This is a genomic window from Corynebacterium kroppenstedtii DSM 44385 (assembly GCF_000023145.1).
GTDB classification, from domain to species: domain Bacteria; phylum Actinomycetota; class Actinomycetes; order Mycobacteriales; family Mycobacteriaceae; genus Corynebacterium; species Corynebacterium kroppenstedtii.
The window spans coordinates 575,102-590,734 of sequence record NC_012704.1 but is presented as its reverse complement, the minus strand read 5'-3'; the positions used below and the strand labels follow the sequence as shown (position 1 = coordinate 590,734).

The 15,633-nt window shown below is 58.1% G+C and carries 18 protein-coding genes; 8 read left to right on the top strand and 10 right to left on the bottom strand.

Features of this window, described 5'->3' with window-relative positions; genetic code table 11:
- The first annotated feature begins 17 nt into the window (after positions 1-17).
- Positions 18-581, top strand: coding sequence for a large conductance mechanosensitive channel protein MscL (mscL, locus tag CKROP_RS02410; protein WP_012731151.1), 564 nt, complete (start codon positions 18-20; stop codon positions 579-581).
- Positions 582-631: 50 nt separating this feature from the next.
- Here the strand turns inward: mscL and CKROP_RS10550 are convergent, their stop codons facing one another.
- The 5 genes from CKROP_RS10550 to CKROP_RS02385 form a co-directional block, all read right to left on the bottom strand.
- Positions 632-976 (bottom strand): hypothetical protein, encoded by a 345-nt coding sequence (locus CKROP_RS10550; RefSeq protein WP_012731150.1) that lies wholly within the window; start codon positions 974-976, stop codon positions 632-634.
- 9 nt (positions 977-985) lie between these two features.
- Complete coding sequence (locus tag CKROP_RS02400) at positions 986-1,612, bottom strand: MogA/MoaB family molybdenum cofactor biosynthesis protein (protein ID WP_041629136.1); 627 nt, start codon at positions 1,610-1,612, stop codon at positions 986-988.
- A 312-nt stretch (positions 1,613-1,924) separates the two neighbouring features.
- A complete protein-coding gene (locus CKROP_RS02395) occupies positions 1,925-3,337 on the bottom strand; it encodes a S1C family serine protease (RefSeq protein WP_012731148.1) in 1,413 nt (470 codons plus the stop codon).
- Between the two features lie 135 nt (positions 3,338-3,472).
- The gene (gene rpmF, locus CKROP_RS02390; protein WP_012731147.1) at positions 3,473-3,640 is read right to left on the bottom strand and encodes a 50S ribosomal protein L32; all 168 of its coding nucleotides are present in this window, start codon (positions 3,638-3,640) and stop codon (positions 3,473-3,475) included.
- An 89-nt stretch (positions 3,641-3,729) separates the two neighbouring features.
- The gene (locus tag CKROP_RS02385; RefSeq protein ID WP_012731146.1) at positions 3,730-3,993 is read right to left on the bottom strand and encodes a type B 50S ribosomal protein L31; all 264 of its coding nucleotides are present in this window, start codon (positions 3,991-3,993) and stop codon (positions 3,730-3,732) included.
- Between the two features lie 575 nt (positions 3,994-4,568).
- On the opposite strand from CKROP_RS02385, the gene rpmB reads away from it, so the two are divergent.
- The 5 genes from rpmB to CKROP_RS02360 all read left to right on the top strand — a co-directional run bounded on the left by rpmB (position 4,569) and on the right by CKROP_RS02360 (position 6,708).
- Positions 4,569-4,805, top strand: coding sequence for a 50S ribosomal protein L28 (gene rpmB / locus CKROP_RS02380; RefSeq protein ID WP_012731145.1), 237 nt, complete (start codon positions 4,569-4,571; stop codon positions 4,803-4,805).
- Complete coding sequence (rpmG, locus tag CKROP_RS02375) at positions 4,805-4,969, top strand: 50S ribosomal protein L33 (RefSeq protein ID WP_005279910.1); 165 nt, start codon at positions 4,805-4,807, stop codon at positions 4,967-4,969. The genes rpmB and rpmG overlap by 1 nt, the downstream gene beginning before the upstream one ends.
- Positions 4,970-4,971: 2 nt before the next feature.
- Entirely contained in the window at positions 4,972-5,277 is a 306-nt protein-coding gene (gene rpsN, locus CKROP_RS02370) for a 30S ribosomal protein S14 (protein ID WP_012731144.1), read from the top strand.
- Positions 5,278-5,288: 11 nt separating this feature from the next.
- On the top strand, positions 5,289-5,537 hold the full coding sequence (rpsR, locus tag CKROP_RS02365; RefSeq protein ID WP_012731143.1) for a 30S ribosomal protein S18: 249 nt from the start codon (positions 5,289-5,291) through the stop codon (positions 5,535-5,537).
- 208 nt (positions 5,538-5,745) lie between these two features.
- Positions 5,746-6,708 (top strand): AEC family transporter, encoded by a 963-nt coding sequence (locus CKROP_RS02360; RefSeq protein ID WP_012731142.1) that lies wholly within the window; start codon positions 5,746-5,748, stop codon positions 6,706-6,708.
- 44 nt (positions 6,709-6,752) lie between these two features.
- Here the strand turns inward: CKROP_RS02360 and CKROP_RS02355 are convergent, their stop codons facing one another.
- A complete protein-coding gene (locus tag CKROP_RS02355; RefSeq protein WP_012731141.1) occupies positions 6,753-7,673 on the bottom strand; it encodes an HpcH/HpaI aldolase/citrate lyase family protein in 921 nt (306 codons plus the stop codon).
- A gap of 161 nt (positions 7,674-7,834) precedes the next feature.
- On the opposite strand from CKROP_RS02355, the gene CKROP_RS02350 reads away from it, so the two are divergent.
- Positions 7,835-8,374: an RDD family protein gene (locus tag CKROP_RS02350; protein ID WP_041628755.1), complete on the top strand. Its 540-nt coding sequence runs from the start codon at positions 7,835-7,837 to the stop codon at positions 8,372-8,374.
- A 13-nt stretch (positions 8,375-8,387) separates the two neighbouring features.
- On the opposite strand, the gene CKROP_RS02345 is transcribed toward CKROP_RS02350, so the two are convergent.
- The 4 genes from CKROP_RS02345 to CKROP_RS02330 form a co-directional block, all read right to left on the bottom strand.
- Positions 8,388-9,602, bottom strand: a complete 1,215-nt coding sequence (locus CKROP_RS02345) for an acetyl-CoA C-acetyltransferase (protein ID WP_012731140.1) — start codon at positions 9,600-9,602, stop codon at positions 8,388-8,390.
- A 136-nt stretch (positions 9,603-9,738) separates the two neighbouring features.
- Positions 9,739-11,397, bottom strand: a complete 1,659-nt coding sequence (gene purH / locus CKROP_RS02340) for a bifunctional phosphoribosylaminoimidazolecarboxamide formyltransferase/IMP cyclohydrolase (RefSeq protein ID WP_012731139.1) — start codon at positions 11,395-11,397, stop codon at positions 9,739-9,741.
- The gene (gene purN / locus CKROP_RS02335) at positions 11,394-12,098 is read right to left on the bottom strand and encodes a phosphoribosylglycinamide formyltransferase (RefSeq protein WP_012731138.1); all 705 of its coding nucleotides are present in this window, start codon (positions 12,096-12,098) and stop codon (positions 11,394-11,396) included. Before purN ends, purH begins: the two co-directional genes overlap by 4 nt.
- A complete protein-coding gene (locus CKROP_RS02330) occupies positions 12,085-14,355 on the bottom strand; it encodes a cell division protein PerM (RefSeq protein ID WP_148209623.1) in 2,271 nt (756 codons plus the stop codon). The genes purN and CKROP_RS02330 overlap by 14 nt, the downstream gene beginning before the upstream one ends.
- 376 nt (positions 14,356-14,731) lie before the next feature.
- Between CKROP_RS02330 and CKROP_RS02320 the strand changes: the two genes are divergently transcribed.
- A complete protein-coding gene (locus tag CKROP_RS02320) occupies positions 14,732-15,526 on the top strand; it encodes a M23 family metallopeptidase (RefSeq protein WP_012731136.1) in 795 nt (264 codons plus the stop codon).
- Positions 15,527-15,633 lie beyond the last annotated feature (107 nt).

Below are 15,633 nucleotides of genomic sequence, written 5' to 3'. Positions count from 1 at the left end.
ATTTCTGAGGAGGAATAATGCTTAAAGGTTTTCGCGATTTTATTATGCGAGGCAATGTTATTGAGCTTGCCATGGCGGTTGTCATTGGTTCTGCCTTCACCGCAATTGTGACGGCTTTTACCAAATACATCATTAACCCGCTAATTGCGTGCTTTGGTGGCGCAAATACAGATGGCTGGGGATTCCGACTCATCCGTGGAAATGAAAAAACTTTTCTTGACTTTGGATCAGTCCTCACAGCCGTCATTAATTTCCTTATTATTGCGGCCGTCGTGTACTTCATTCTTGTGGCGCCCATGAATAAGCTCGAAGAGATCAGGAAAAAACATATGGGTGTCAAAGAGGAAGAGGTGCCCGTTACCGAGAAAGATCTTCTCCTGGAAATCCGCGATCTCCTCGCAGCGCAGAACCAAGTGAGCACCCCAAGCCAGACGCTCGCAAGCACCGAACTTGCGGAGACTACCGCCGATTCAGCACACAGCCAGGCATCCTCGCAAGGAATTCAAACAAGCACGTCTCAGGTCGGCACACCCTCGTCGACGACGAGCTCGACCACATCCGGGAAGCACGCCAAAGAGTAATTCAGGTTCGGGGCAATTACTGCGTGGGTAGCCCCTGCCCGGGGCGTCACTTAGCCCCAATGTGGCGGCCGATTTTCCTGCCACTCCCGACGTGACATCGCTCCTACATCACGGCCCTCGGATCCATACGCGGTATCCGAGCCGCCATAGAACTCACTATCACGCCCGGAGCGCCCATCACCAGCACCGATGTCCCCGTCGCCGGGTGTGGCACCGTCATTCTCATCGTCCGGGGTCAGGTCCGCCATGCGATCGTCGTTAAGCCCCCGGCGCGGCTGATCCTCCATCGCGCGAACGGCGTCGACAACATTGGCCAATGCAGATTCGCCCGAGCGGTCATAATCAGTATCCGACACACGTCGTGCATGCCGACGTTGACGTCGAGAATGATTCATGGGGAGCCCCTACTGGTTCCAGCGGTCCATATCGTTAATGACGTACCGCACAAGGGGCGTCAGCGTGGCCATACCATCCCGGATCGCAGCACGTGATGAGGCCAAATTCACCACAACGGTCGAGCCCGAAATGCCAGCGATCCCGCGAGACAATCCAGCGTCGGTGGCCCCACAGGCCAACCCCGATGAACGCAACGCCTGAGCAATACCTGGAATGCGCCGATCCAACACCGCCTTGGTGGCTTCCGGGGTTTTGTCCCTCGGCCCGACGCCCACGCCACCGATAGTCACGGCAAGATCAACACCACCAACGACGGCGGTTTCCAACGCACCGCGGACCTTCGACTTCCGGCTAGCAACACGCACGACCGCGTCCACTCCGAAGTGGTCCTCCGCTAGCAACTCGGCAACCAGGGAGCCGATGCGATCGGACTTCTCCCCCGCGTTGTCGTCGACAATAATGACTAAAGCTCGGGGAACCTGTTCACCCTGGTCATGGTTTCTTTCTGCAAATGATGCATGGGCAGCTTCCTCGGCACGCTCAAGATCCATCAGCATTGCGTCATCGGGTTCGACGATAACCTCGCCAAGCCGATCAACTTTCGCGTGGTCAATACCACGCAGTGATTCCGGCATTTCCCGGGCATCCGATGAGCTCCGAGCCAACTCCGCTGGATCGATGGAATCAAAGGGCTCATTGTCACTCATTGGATTGTCTCCTTTTCTACGGGATAAAGACTTCTACGGGGAAAGCGTCGCCGGTTACCGGGTTAGAGGATTGAACTGATCACCTTGCTATTAACTTTAAGTTCCGACGGTGAAGCGCGGGGCAATAAAACTGTTTTCCTTACACTTCACCAGCTACCCGGCACCTAGTCAATAGAAGCCCCATATGGGGAGTGCCCAGCCATCATCAAGTCCCGACGCGATAGTGGCTGAGCAGTGCGTTTATTCCCCTGATGTCTCTTGTGAACTCAGGGTCATGGTGATTTCTCGGGCGTCTTTCCCGTCCTGATTAGTCACTTCCATCTTGACCGTATCGCCCACCTTATGCGAGCGAATCGCCGCGATCAGAGATAACCCTGAATCAATGGTTCGACCGTCAACTTTAGTAACGACGTCACCCCGTTTCAGACCCGCTTTGGCGGCGTCGCTATCGCTGGGAACATCAACGATGACAGCCCCATGCGCTGTGGATTCCTTAGCAACTTGAACGCCAATTACAGGGTGCTGAACTTTACCGTTCTTAATAAGTTGCTCAGCAATGTCGCGCGCCTGGTTAATGGGGATAGCGAAGCCCAAACCAATTGAACCGGACCCCTGAGACATAGAGCTGGAGCCGAGCGACGCGATCACCGACGGGATGCCAATAAGGTTTCCATCCATATCGACCAGTGCACCACCGGAGTTACCGGGGTTAATAGCAGCGTCTGTCTGAATGGCGTCGATAAGAGTGGACTGGTCAGATGACTCTGAGGACGCCTGCACGGGGCGGTTTTGAGCGGAAATAATGCCGCTGGTCACGGTGGCATCCAGGCCCAAGGGAGAACCAACAGCAACAACTTCCTGCCCGACCTCAAGTTTGGACGAATCCCCCAGAGAAATCGGGGTCAAGCCTGACGCCCCCTGAGCTTTAATGACCGCGATATCGGTTTCGGGGTCACGCGCAACAATGTCTGCGGGGTAGGTCGTTCCGTCATTTAATGTTACGGAAATCTTTCCGCCATTAGCTGCACCAGCAATCACGTGGTTATTCGTTATGATCGTTCCATCTTCGCTAATGATCGAGCCCGAGCCCGTATCCCCCGAATTGCCGGCTTCGACAGTAATAGAAACCACTGATGGCAAGACTTTCTGAGCAACTGATTGCACAGAACCATTAGTGTCGACGTTCTTCGTCTTAGCCGGCGACGCTTTCAACGCGGATACTGCCGACGAATTGTCAGACGATGAGCCCGAATCCCGATTGCTCACGACCGCGCCTGTCACCGCTCCCGACGCGACCGCGGCAGCGAGAATTAAAGCGGCCACCGCAGGCGTACTAAAGCGCTTAGTCTTCCGTGGCGACTGACGTGGGGCTTGCATCACTCCGGTGGGCTGCCCAAAGCCTGCTGATTGGTTGGGATCTACGAATTGGTTCGAGCCTGAAGGCTGACCAGGCATCCCGAACTGGTCAGAGCCTGTGGCATGAGCTGAGGGGGTTGACGAGAACCCGGGTTGGGTGCTCTCAAAAGAAGATTCTCGATCGCTTCGTGGAGCGTGAATCTCGTGTTCACGATCATGCTGAACGGAGTTGTTGCTAGATGAATCGTCGGAGGATGGATCGATCTCCCATGCGGATCGCTGATTTTCGTCGCTCATGGTTTATCACTCTTGCTCACTATGCACGTCGCGCGCTTTGAGTCACCTGAAATTTGGCTGTGAACCCTCAGCGCCCCTAATAAAAATCCCGTGATGGAACCGAAGCTCCAATCACGGGACATGAGGTTGTTACTACTAGTCAGTCTCAACCAAGCCGAGCTGAGCGGCCTTGACCAACCGGCGCGGCAACCGCGTGGTGTTGCCGTTAACCCGAACCTCCTGCAGAGGCGCGTTGTTGGCCTTCCACTGGGACCGACGGGTGTGAGTGTTGGCGCGAGACATACGTCGCTTCGGTACTGCCATGGTTTCCTCCTAAGCCTTGCTCAAACACATCGCGAGCCAGGCATGATCACTGTGAGAATAGTGAAAATGAATGGTGACGGGTTGACGTCTTACTTCTTCGCGCGACGCAGGCGGTTGCCGTAACGACGCTGGAACTTTTCGACACGACCAGCGGTGTCCATCACACGCTGTGCACCCGTCCAGAAGGGGTGAGACTCGCTGGTGACGTCGACGACGATCAGCGGGTATTCGTTGCCATCTTCCCATTCCACAGTCCGATCTGACGTCGCAGTGGACCGAGTCAAGAACTGGTGGCCGGTGCTGGCATCCTTGAAGACAACCGGGTGGTAATCCGGATGAATATTCTTCTTCATCGTTATCCTTTAACAGAACATGGACAATGCTAGTCTGGCGTGCTGCTTGTGCTGACTTGCTTCATAACGGCATCGTCGGACCACCTCGACGGTGGCTGGCGGCCTATCGCAACAAGCGTCGCGAATGAAGCTGGCTCAGCACCTTGCACCGGTCGCGCACTGAGTCCTCGTACCTAACCATAAAATTGATGGATAACCGCGCCTGGATATCAGCCGGCCCACGGAGTTGTTCTGCCATCAACGACGAGCGTTGACAGGCGTAAACGACCCGTGGAGGGGAAGAGGGTAACAGTGCGACACGCCTCCGGCGCACATGCATCGGCCCATCATACAGATTTAAGCCTTAACTATAAAATTGGCGCTAACCAGCGCGTAAAGGCCCAAAGATTTGGGAATCCTTGCCGAGGACGGTAAGGTGTCAAGACGCTGTTGTCGAAAAGCAAACGTCATCGCCCACTAGCTAGGCATCTTAGCGCTTTAACCTGCATTTTTAGTGTCGAAGAAAATGTATTTCCCCCGTCGAAGGAAAACGGTTGGTGCTTTGCAGATCCCATGGTGGGCGGAAGGAGAAGCCCATGTCGGCATATTGCCAAGTCACGGGACGGAAACCGAGCTTCGGTAAGTCCGTCTCGCACTCGCACCGCCGCACGAACCGTCGTTGGAACCCGAATATCCAGCGTCGTTCGTTCTACTTGCCCTCTGAAGGACGCACGATCACGTTGAACGTGTCCACCAAGGGCCTGAAAACCATCGACCGCTACGGAATTGAATCCGTCGTGGCGAAGCTCCGCGCACGTGGGGAGAAGATTTAATGGCACGAAATGACATTCGCCCAATCATCAAGCTGAAGTCCACTGCGGGCACCGGCTACACGTACGTCACCCGCAAGAACAAGCGCAATAACCCGGATCGCATCACTTTGAAGAAGTTCGATCCGATCGCGCGCAAGCATGTTGAATTCCGCGAGGAGCGCTAAGAATGGCTAAGAAATCTAAGATTGCAAAGAATGAGCAGCGCAAAGAAATCGTTGCACGCTACGCTCAGCGTCGTCAGGAACTCAAGGCCATCATCAAGAACCCGGCCACCCCTGACGAAGACCGCATGGAGGCTCAGTACGAGCTGAACCGCCAGCCCCGCGACGCTTCCCCGGTGAGGGTTCGTAACCGTGACTCTGCTGATGGTCGCCCCCGTGGCTACCTGCGCAAGTTCGGCCTGTCCCGTGTTCGCGTTCGTGAAATGGCACACCGCGGTGAGCTCCCAGGCGTCCGCAAGTCCAGCTGGTGAGGAGTAGCAGTATGAAGCGCAACAACTCTAAAAAGGTCCGGGTTGAACCAACCCGCCGTCCCAAGAAGAACCCCTTGAAAGCTCGCGGCATCGAGGCCGTCGACTACAAGGACATCGAAACCCTGCGTACGTTCATTTCTGAGCGTGGCAAGATCCGGTCGCGTCGCGTTACCGGCCTGACCCCGCAGCAGCAGCGTCAGGTGGCAACTGCCGTCAAGAACGCACGTGAAATGGCTCTCCTCCCGTTCACCAGCCGCTAAGTCGCCCCTGAGCACCTGGTCTTGGGTAATTTTCCCGGGATCAGCGCTGCAGGTAAGAACCTAGTGGTGCTTCGAGGGGCCATCGGTCCGTCGAAGGCCAACGGCGTGAACATTTGGAAGCGATAACAGCAGGTTTCGACATTCACCGCTCCCGGTAAACTACCGAGGAGCGGTTTTCGCTTATCCACCAGTGAGTGAGGCTCCGAACGTGCCCCAAGTACTATCCGGCTTCGCAACCATCGCCATCGTCATCGCGATAGGATTCTTCGTCGGCAAAGCCAATCTCCTGGGCAAGCACGCGCAATTCACTCTCCAGATGTACGTGTACTTCCTGGCGACCCCGGCACTGCTCCTGGACAAGCTCTACGTTACCGACCCACTCGACGTCCTCGGCCCGCAACTAGCGGTCGCCAGCGGCTCCGCACTAGTGATCGGGCTGATCTACTTCCTATGGGCGCGAATCGCCCTCCACCGCCCCATTCACGAATCCGCCGTCGGCGGCTTAGCTAGCTCCTACTGCAACGCCTCTAACTTGGGGATACCCGTCGCCGCCCACGTCGTCGGCGATAGCACAGTCGTCGTACCGACGCTCCTGTTCCAAATAGCGTTCTATGGACCCGTCGTCCTCGCGATTCTCGACGTTGTCACCGCCAAGGAAGCTCACGCGGATGGCCGAGCCGGGCGTGTTAACACGCGGAGTTTGTTCATCACTCCGTTTAAGAACCCGATGTTGCTCGGTGCGCTGACGGGGCTCGTGATATCGATCCTTCACGCCCATGCTGGGGTCTCAGTCCCCCACCCCATTGTCGAGCCGATTCATCTCATCGGGCAGTCGGCGGTTCCGGTGGCGCTCATCGCGTTCGGTATGTCGCTGGCAGGGCAGAAAGTACTTGATCCCTCGACGTCTCCCAGGCTCGAGGTGGGGGTCGCGTCGGTCACAAAAATCATTGGCCAGCCTTTGGCGACTTTCCTTATCGCGCACTTTGTTTTCGGGATGACGGGACACGCGTTGTTCGCCGCCTGCGTCGTCGCAACATTGCCGACGGCACAGAATGTGTACACCTACGCCACTCGATATGGGCGAGGTTTAATCCTTGCGCGGGACGCAGGGGTGATCACCACAGCAGCGTCCTTCGTCATGATTATGCTGCTCGCGCTGGTTTTTACGTAATAGGCCGGCCACTGGTCGGTCACAGCCCAGCGCGGAACAAAACCTCACATACCTAGCGCATCTGCCCGGGCCGCCAGCACTTCTGCCTGCCGGAACAGCGGCGCGTCGACCATTTTCCCGTCGATGTTTAACGCGCCCGGGTGATCCGCAGACTCGCGGACAATCCGTCGAGCCATTTTTATCTGCTCCTCACTCGGCCGATACGCGTCACGGATAACCGGAACCTGGGCCGGGTGGATACACGCCGTCGCGGCGAACCCGATCCGAGCAGCGTCGAGCGCTTCATCGCGTAACCCGTCGGCGTCGTGAATGTCGGCAAACACCGCATCAAGAGCAACAATTCCTGCCTCCGCGGCGTGCAGCAACGTCTGGGTGCGCAGGTAATTCACCGTCGTGCGGTACGGCCCCTCGGCTGAACCGCGGTCAGAGTCCCACCCTCGTTCGTCCCGCTGCAGCCGGCTATAGACGCCGCCGAGCGACGCCGTGAAATCCTCCGCCCCCCACAGCAAACCGACGACGAACTCTTGATGCGCAATGTCACGCGCATTCATAATTCCCGACGGGGACTCCAGCATCGCGATCACGTCGTAATCTGCCAGCGTATCCGGCAACGGCTGGTCAACCTTAGGAACCATCACGGTGGTGTACGGCGTCTTCGTCACCATGTCGATGTCACCGTCGAAAAGTTCCGAATCGGCAGAGTGGACGCGGACGATCGTCGTCGCTGGATCGAGATCGCTGTTCACGATGTTGGTGCGGGCCTCGTCGAACGAATCACGACCAGCACCATCCTCGAGATCGAGGATGACGACGTCAGAGCGCGCCGCTGCCTTGGCGAACCGCTCAGGACGGTCGGCGGGGGCGAAAAGAATGGCTGGCCCTGCCGGAGTCCACCGTCGATGGGGTGAAGGATGGCCTACGCTGGTGGTTCCTCCTGCGGGAGCGCTCTGATTAGTCTGCGTCATAGCTCATTATGCTAGTGACAACCCTGGTCCCGTACCTACTATTTAGCTAGACTTATCACCGAGATTTATAGCCCGTACCTGTGATTGAGAGTCCCCTCCGCGGGCCACATTGCCCATGTTCCCGATTCAGAATCACCATACACGACGAGATGAGTACGACGATGCCTTCCCACGAGTCGACAGATTCCAAACCACCTGAGACCGCTGGGCTCCGTCCAGCCCTAGCAGGTGTAATTAACCGTGGCTTCGGCTATTTCTTCGACGCCTTCTTCTTTTCAGGCGCGATGATCCTTGTGCAGTGGGGAATCAACCACGTAGTGGCAAATAACACTGCTCAATTCTGGATAGGAGCATCAATAGCGAGCATCCTGTTCTTCCTATACAGATTCCTCATGGACGCTCAAGCCAAAGGAACCTTCGGAAAGGCTGTCGCCGGTATCAAAGTCACCACCGAAACGGGCGACCGACTAAGCTACGCCGCGGCATTAAAACGAAACTTCTACTGGCTAGCATTCGGGCCGGCTATCGTCGGCGCGGATAATTATCCCCATCTCCATATTGGTAGCTGGAGTGTAGAGCTAGAACCACTTCTGTGGATATGGATTACTGCACTAGCAATTTCTATTTACCGGGATAAAAACAGCCGATCATTCCTTGACCGGTGGGCAGGCGCTTATTTTTACCAGAACAAGCGCCTTTAAATGCCCGTGCGCTTTACACCCACAGCGTCAAGGCATCACCCTGACCACCGCCGCCACACAAGCTCACACCGGCGCGCCCGCCACCTCGTCGATCGAGCTCATGGGCCATGTGAACAACCAGGCGCGCTCCCGACGCACCAACTGGATGCCCCAAAGCGATACCTCCCCCATTGACATTGACGCGGTCCATGTCCACCCCTAGGTCCTTAATGGACTGGGCAACAACAGCGGCAAAAGCTTCATTGATCTCAATGACGTCGAGATCGTCAATTGACCATCCCGACCGGTCAAGCGCAGATTTCAACGCGCGCGATGGTTGAGAGTGTAACTGCGTCGTATCCGGCCCCGCCGTTTGGCCATACTGCCCAATAACAGCCAGAACCCGGAGTTCCCTCTTCTCAGCTTCCTCACGAGTGGTGAGCACGACGGCTGCAGCACCGTCGGAAATTTGCGATGAACTCGCCGCTGTAATCGTCCCGCCTTCCAGGAAAGCAGGACGAAGCCGCGATAATCCCTCTTCCGTCGTACCAGGCCTAATGCCCTCATCGGCACGAACCACGACGGGATCACCCTTACGCTGCGGGATCTCTATCGGAACAATCTCATCATCAAACAGACCCTCATCTCGCGCTTTCTCAGCCCGCTGGTGGGACAGGGCCGCAATGTGGTCTTGCTCTTCGCGGGTAATCCCACGGTCCTGATTCCCCCGGTCAGTCTCCTCCCCCATCGTTTTCCCGCTCACAGCATCGTGAAGGCCGTCGCGGTTAATCGCGTCGACAAGCCGTAAATCACCATAAGTCTTCCCCTGACGCACGCCCGCAGCAATATGCGGAGCGTTCGTCATGGACTCCATACCTCCGGCGACGACGATCGATGCGTCCCCCACACGGATCATGCGCGTTGCGTGAATAATCGCGTCCAGGCCGGACAAGCACACCTTGTTGACGATCTCGGCCGGAACGTCCAGCGGAATACCGGACTTCACCGCCACCTGGCGAGCCGGATTCTGCCCCGCCCCTGCCAGCAGAACCTGGCCCATCACGACATAATCCACGTCCCCGCTGGCAACACCGGAGTCTTTCAGTGCCGACGACACCGCCGCAGCCCCGAGGTCAACCGACGTTTGCGACGCCAAGGCTCCCAGTAATTTCCCCTGCGGGGTGCGCTTCGCCCCCACAATGACGACATCGTCTGGGCGGAGTTGGCATGAGGCGTGGGAATCAGACATTTTTCCTCCAGGATGGCTATGCAATACAGATCACATTCACAGTAGCCATAAATGAGACCCGCGCGTGCAAAGACACCGAGAAAACATGATTTCCCTCGCCTCGTTGGTGTGGACCAGAGCCAACCACACCAACTGACTAGTGGAAGAAGTGACGCTCCTTGGTCAGGTACATCGTGACTCCCGCCTTGCGGGCAGCCTCAATAACTTCCTCGTCGCGGATAGAACCACCGGGTTGAACAACCGCGCGCACACCAGCGTCGGCAAGCACCTCGAAACCATCGGCAAACGGGAAGAAGGCATCCGACGCAGCAACAGCACCACGAGCACGATCCTCCCCGGCACGCTGAACTGACAGCCGAGCAGAATCAACACGGTTAACCTGCCCCATACCGACGCCCACCGTCGCGCCATCCTTGGCTAGCAAAATGGCGTTGGACTTCACGGCGCGCACGGAACGCCACGCGAAGGCGAGGTCGTTGAAGGTCTCGTCATCGGCTGAGTCACCAGCAACGAGTTCCCACGTTGACGGATCGTCACCGGGAGCATCCAGAACATCGCGTTCCTGAACAAGCACGCCACCGGCTACTTCTTTGAGCTGCAATCCTTGACGCTCGGGCTTCGGCGCGACCAAGATGCGAAGATTCTTCTTCGTCTTCAAAAGCTCGAGGGCATCGTCGTCAAATGATGGTGCAATGATGGCCTCGGTAAAGATCTTCTTCACCGTTTGAGCCATCTCTAACGTCACCGGCTTGTTCGCCGCAATGATTCCGCCGTAGGCAGACACGGGGTCGCAGGCGTGGGCTTTGCGGTGAGCGTCGGCAACCGACTCGCGGGAAATCGCGATGCCGCACGGGTTGGCATGCTTAATGACGGCAACACAGGTCTCGCCCGGATGATCCCACACAGCACGCCACGCAGCGTCGCCATCGGTGTAGTTGTTGTAGGACATCTCTTTGCCGTGGAGCTGCTCGGCCTGAGCCAACCCCGGATGACCATGCTGATCCACATACAATGCCGCAGCTTGATGCGGGTTTTCGCCATAACGAAGAGGGTGCGAGAGCGTGTAGGTGCTGCCCACAAACTCGCCGAACGTGGTCTTGTCCGAGCCAGCATTATCCGAACCAGCATCTTCATTCGACGACGCCTGGGTCAACGCGGATTGCTTCGACATCCACGTCGCCACCGCAACGTCATAGGCCGCGGTGTGCTGGAAAGCGCGCGACGCAAGGTCCACACGCTGCGCAAAACTAAAACCGCCATCGTGAACTGCCTTGGCGGTGTCGGCATAATCGTCGGGATTCACAACAACCGCGACAGACTCGTGATTCTTCGCAGCAGCACGAACCATCGACGGCCCGCCGATATCGATCTTTTCCACACATTCGTCACGATCCGCACCCGACGCGACCGTTTCAGAGAAGGGATACAAATTCACCACGACAAGCTGAAAACCCTCAATCCCCATGTCTTCGAGCTGCTTAACATGGTCCGGATTTCGCGTGTCGGCCAGGATCCCCGCATGAACTTTGGGATGCAGAGTTTTGACTCGACCGTCAAGGCACTCGGGGAAACCGGTGAGCTTTTCGACGAGCGTCACGGGGATTCCTGCATCGGCGATATGAGCAGCGGTGGACCCCGTCGACACGATCTCAACACCATCAGCGTGGAGAGCGCTGGCTAAATCTGCGAGTCCAGTTTTGTTATATACGCTGATCAGTGCGCGTTTTACGGGAATCTGGGAATCGGATGTGGAGGATGTAGCGGGAGAAGGAGTTGCGGATTGGGAGTCGGTCATGGAAGGAAAGATGCCTTTCGTCCGTCTGAAATGTAACCGCGCCGCGCGATCGCATCCAATGTTGAGACGAGCAACCGTCGTTCAACAATTTTGATGCGGCGGTGGACAGTATCGGGCATGTCACCATCGTGAATGGGAACAGCCTCCTGCTCCAGGATAGGCCCTGTGTCCACACCGGAATCGACCAGGTGAATAGTGCTGCCGGTAATTTTCGCTCCATAGGCGACGGCATCGGCTACGGCATGCGCTCCGGGGAAGGCAGGGAGCAGTGCGGGATGGGTGTTAATCATGCGGCCCCCGAACCTGGCTAAAAACTCATCGCCGACGATGCGCATGAAGCCCGCGCTCACGACGATGTCGGGGTCGTAGTGCTGAACTGCCTGCGCTAATTCACTGTTCCATTGCCGACGACGTTCTGCGTAGGTGTCCTGGTGGCAGGTGGCAGGGTGGTCGGTGGCAGGGTGGCCTTCAGGTGTTGCCGGGGCGTTCTTGCGAGGGGGTGTAATGGTGGCGACCGGGATATCTGCACGGCGAGCGCGATCGATTGCTGGGCAAGGTTTGTCCGTGACCAAGGCCTGCACGCTCAACGAGGGCGTTTCCCGGCGCGCGTCGAGAAGAGACTGAAACAACGTTCCCTCCCCTGAGGCCAACACGACGAGCCGAAGAGGGCGACCGGGAAAGATGGGATCAACGCGGATCATCGGTCGTACCACCTTGAGATGAGGCATCGTGCGCGGTGCTGCCTTGAGACGAGTCGCCGGCAGACGTGCCGGCAGATGGCTCTGGATCATTATCTGTTTCCGTGGTGACGTTGTCAGCTGACTCGGACTGTTCAGCTTCGGAGGATTCTACCTCAGTCTCTTTAGCGTCAACCGCTTCTGACTCACGGGCACCGCTGTGGCTGGACTCGCCTTTGGCCTTTCCGTCAGCGGTATTTTCCTCGTCGGAGTCCTCGCTGCCGTCATCATCACCATCGTCATTGTCATCCTCGGGCTCACCGTCGACAGAGTCACTGTCGCCCGACTCATCGTCGGCACCTGACTTATTGCCGACGTTCGACTCGCCGTCCGCGTCCGACTCGTCGCCAGCCGATTTATCCTCGGCGGATTCAACGCGCTGCGCCGCGGGGTTGTCGTCGTCACGAGATTCAGCAGCAGAATCCGGCTCAGCGCTATGGCGATCGCCCTTAGTGGTGTCAGCTTCACGCGTGCCACCACGATCCGAAGCACTCGCCTCACGAGGCGACGCACTCCTGCCTCGACGTATGCCGATCACCGCCATCGTGATCACCCCCACGGCAAACATCCAGCCAGCAGCGACCGCGCCGGTCAGCCAGGGGTTTGGCCCCGACCATCCGTACGCACCAACCACGCCACTGTTCAGCCACGCCGCGACCATTCCAACAATCCCGGCCGACACAGCAGCCACCCCAACAGTCCCATACGGGGAAACGACAACGCGTCGCTGGCTCAGGAATCGTCGATAAACAAGAATCGCGACCGCAGCAGGAATGAAAAGCCCGAGCCATGCGGCGGGGAAAACATCGCCAGGCATCGCGGCAAGCACCGGCACCGGAGGCAGCTCCGCGCGCGTCGCTGTAAACAAGCTGACCTGCGCAGCACCGAAATTAGCCTCGGCACCCGCAAGAACACTTGCCGACGCTAGAGCCATGTTCGGGAAGTAAGCGATCCACAGCAGGGTCAGCCCAATTTTGCCGCCGACGCCCGAGGCGATGGAATACGCGTCCGTAAAGGCCGACCAGTGGGCAATAAGGCTAACAATCACGACGAGGGCGCCGATGCCACCCATTGCGGCGAGAAAAGCCATGCCCAGACGAACCGCGTCGACAGGCCACTGAGGCATGCCATAAAAGCGCAGCAAGGCTCGCCACAAACGCTTGCCCATGCCAAAAATGATCGCCAGCGCGTTGAGAGCGAACGTCGACAAGACCGACATCCAGACCGACGGCACGTTCACCGGAAGGACCGGCTGCGCGTCCCACAGCATGGCCAACGCGGTTAACGTCAGCAAGATAGGAACGGCCAACGAACAGCCGACAAGCATACGCACGTCGCTGACGCTGATTCGCTCACGCACGACCGACCGGATTCGGAGGGCTATCCACAATGCGTAGCCCAGCGCGGGAAGCAACGGCAGGAGGCCAAGATCGGCGCCGGACATCGAGAGTGGCGCAAGATTGAACGTCAACCACAGGGAGGCGATTGTCGCCGGCGCTGCGACGAAGGAAAGGTCCAACGCCAATAAAATAATGAGCGCAACTGCGATGATGACGCCGATCACGGAGACATGGGTGGCCGCAATCCCCGGCAGGAATTTCCTCAACCGTGTAGTAAAAGAGCCACCTGCGGCGCTGCGAGCCGCGCTGCCGCTCTTCTGCCACCATTGAGTCCAGCGGTTGAGCCCGAATCGCCGCCCGCGGGGAGATGCATCCGTCGCACCGCGGTTATTTCCTGCCCCCCGACGGCCGTCGTCCGAGCCAGTACCCGTGGCACGAGCACCCCGAGTACCTCGCGCACCCGCATTTTTCTTTCCGACGGTGGCTGCGCTGTCGAGGTCCCCTGCGCAGCGTACCCGCGATGCCCGGCCCCCATCTGTTCGACGTGAGCCACGCGTTGCCCGAGCTTGCGGACGCTGCTCGCGAACATATTGTTCGGACGCGCGAGGCGCCTGGTTTGCGCGCGAATCGCCAGCGGTTGAGCGCGGCCGGGAGGAATCACGATGCGCAACGTCGTCAAACGAAGGGCGACTGGATTGATGTGACGATCGCTCCGCACCCGTCTCCGACTGACGCGATGAGCGGTCGGGGCGATGCTGTCGTGACGACGATGGGGAGTCCCACGTCAAGCGTTGCGCATCCGTGCCGCGGGATCGGCGGCCATTCTTCCGTGACCGCCCATCCCCCGGACGTCGAGAATTCGATGGGGTGGTATTTCTCACTTGTCTATCCTGACACCTTCCGCGCGTGGGGCACATGAGGCACTCCGGCTTTCGGGGCGACAAACCCAAAAAGTCCAGGCCAGCTGAGACAACTGTAGTCGCCTGTGATTAATGTTCCCACCCATACCAAATCTGTGACGCATCACATAATTCGCGCGCGGTATGAATCCGTGTTCCCGTGCTCACACCTTGGTGAGAAAAAGATGGAAAACAGCTTGCCGCGACGCTAGCCGTTCGTTACTATTTCGTTCGGAGATTACAAAACGATTACGCTTACCTGTTAAAACAGTTAAGCAGTACGGTCGATGTGAAACACACAGTAGCCAGCCGAGTGCGTGGTGCGGCTGGCCACAATTTTTGCTTGAGAGGTGTACACGTGCGGACGAATCGAGGCAGCCATTATGTCGGGACGCATCGCCGCCAGACAACTCCTAAGGCCAGCCGGGTAGCCTCGGTCGCCGTTGCAGCCGGTGCGTTGGGCACCGCGGGAGCTGTCGGCGCAGGAGCCGCCACCATCGGCCATAGCGATAGTGTCCGGTTGGTCGCCAAGGACGCCGACGCTACACCTTCCGAGGCAACTGCTTCAGAGTCCTCGCCTCAGATTCTTCAGCTTCCTCAAGCTAAGCCGGTCGCGAACCTGCACGACCAGATCGCAAAGACTGTTGAGTTTAATAAGCAGCGCCTTGCTGCCGATGCTGCTGCGCGGACACCTGAGCCTGCTGCACAGCCTGCTTCAGCGGGGCCGGTTGGCAATGCCATCATGAACGCTCTTGGGATTGTTAAGCCTGCTCAAGGCATTCTGACCACCGGTTTCGAGATGCGGTGGGGCGCTTTCCACAAGGGCATTGACATCGCCAACGTGCTGGGCACCCCCGAGTACGCCGTTATGGATTCCACTGTTATTTCTGCGGGCCCTGCCTCTGGGTTCGGCCAGTGGGTTCGTCTTCGTGCCGACGACGGCACCGTGTTCGTGTACGGCCACATGGAAACAATCAACGTCACTGTCGGACAGCGTGTTAAGGCTGGCGACGTTATCGCCGGGATGGGTTCGCGTGGATTCTCCACCGGGTCGCACTGCCACTTCGAGGTCCACCCCAATGGTGGCGAGGCTATCGATCCACTGCCGTGGTTGGCCGCGCACGGAATTAACCTCGGCCCGATTCAGCGCTAACGCAAACTCTCTTATCAGATCGCTGGTTCCCTTGTGGGCCAGCGATTTTTTCTACGCGGGACCGAGGCATTCGGGCCTCCCCCGGCCGGCCGGAGCAAAATCCCTCC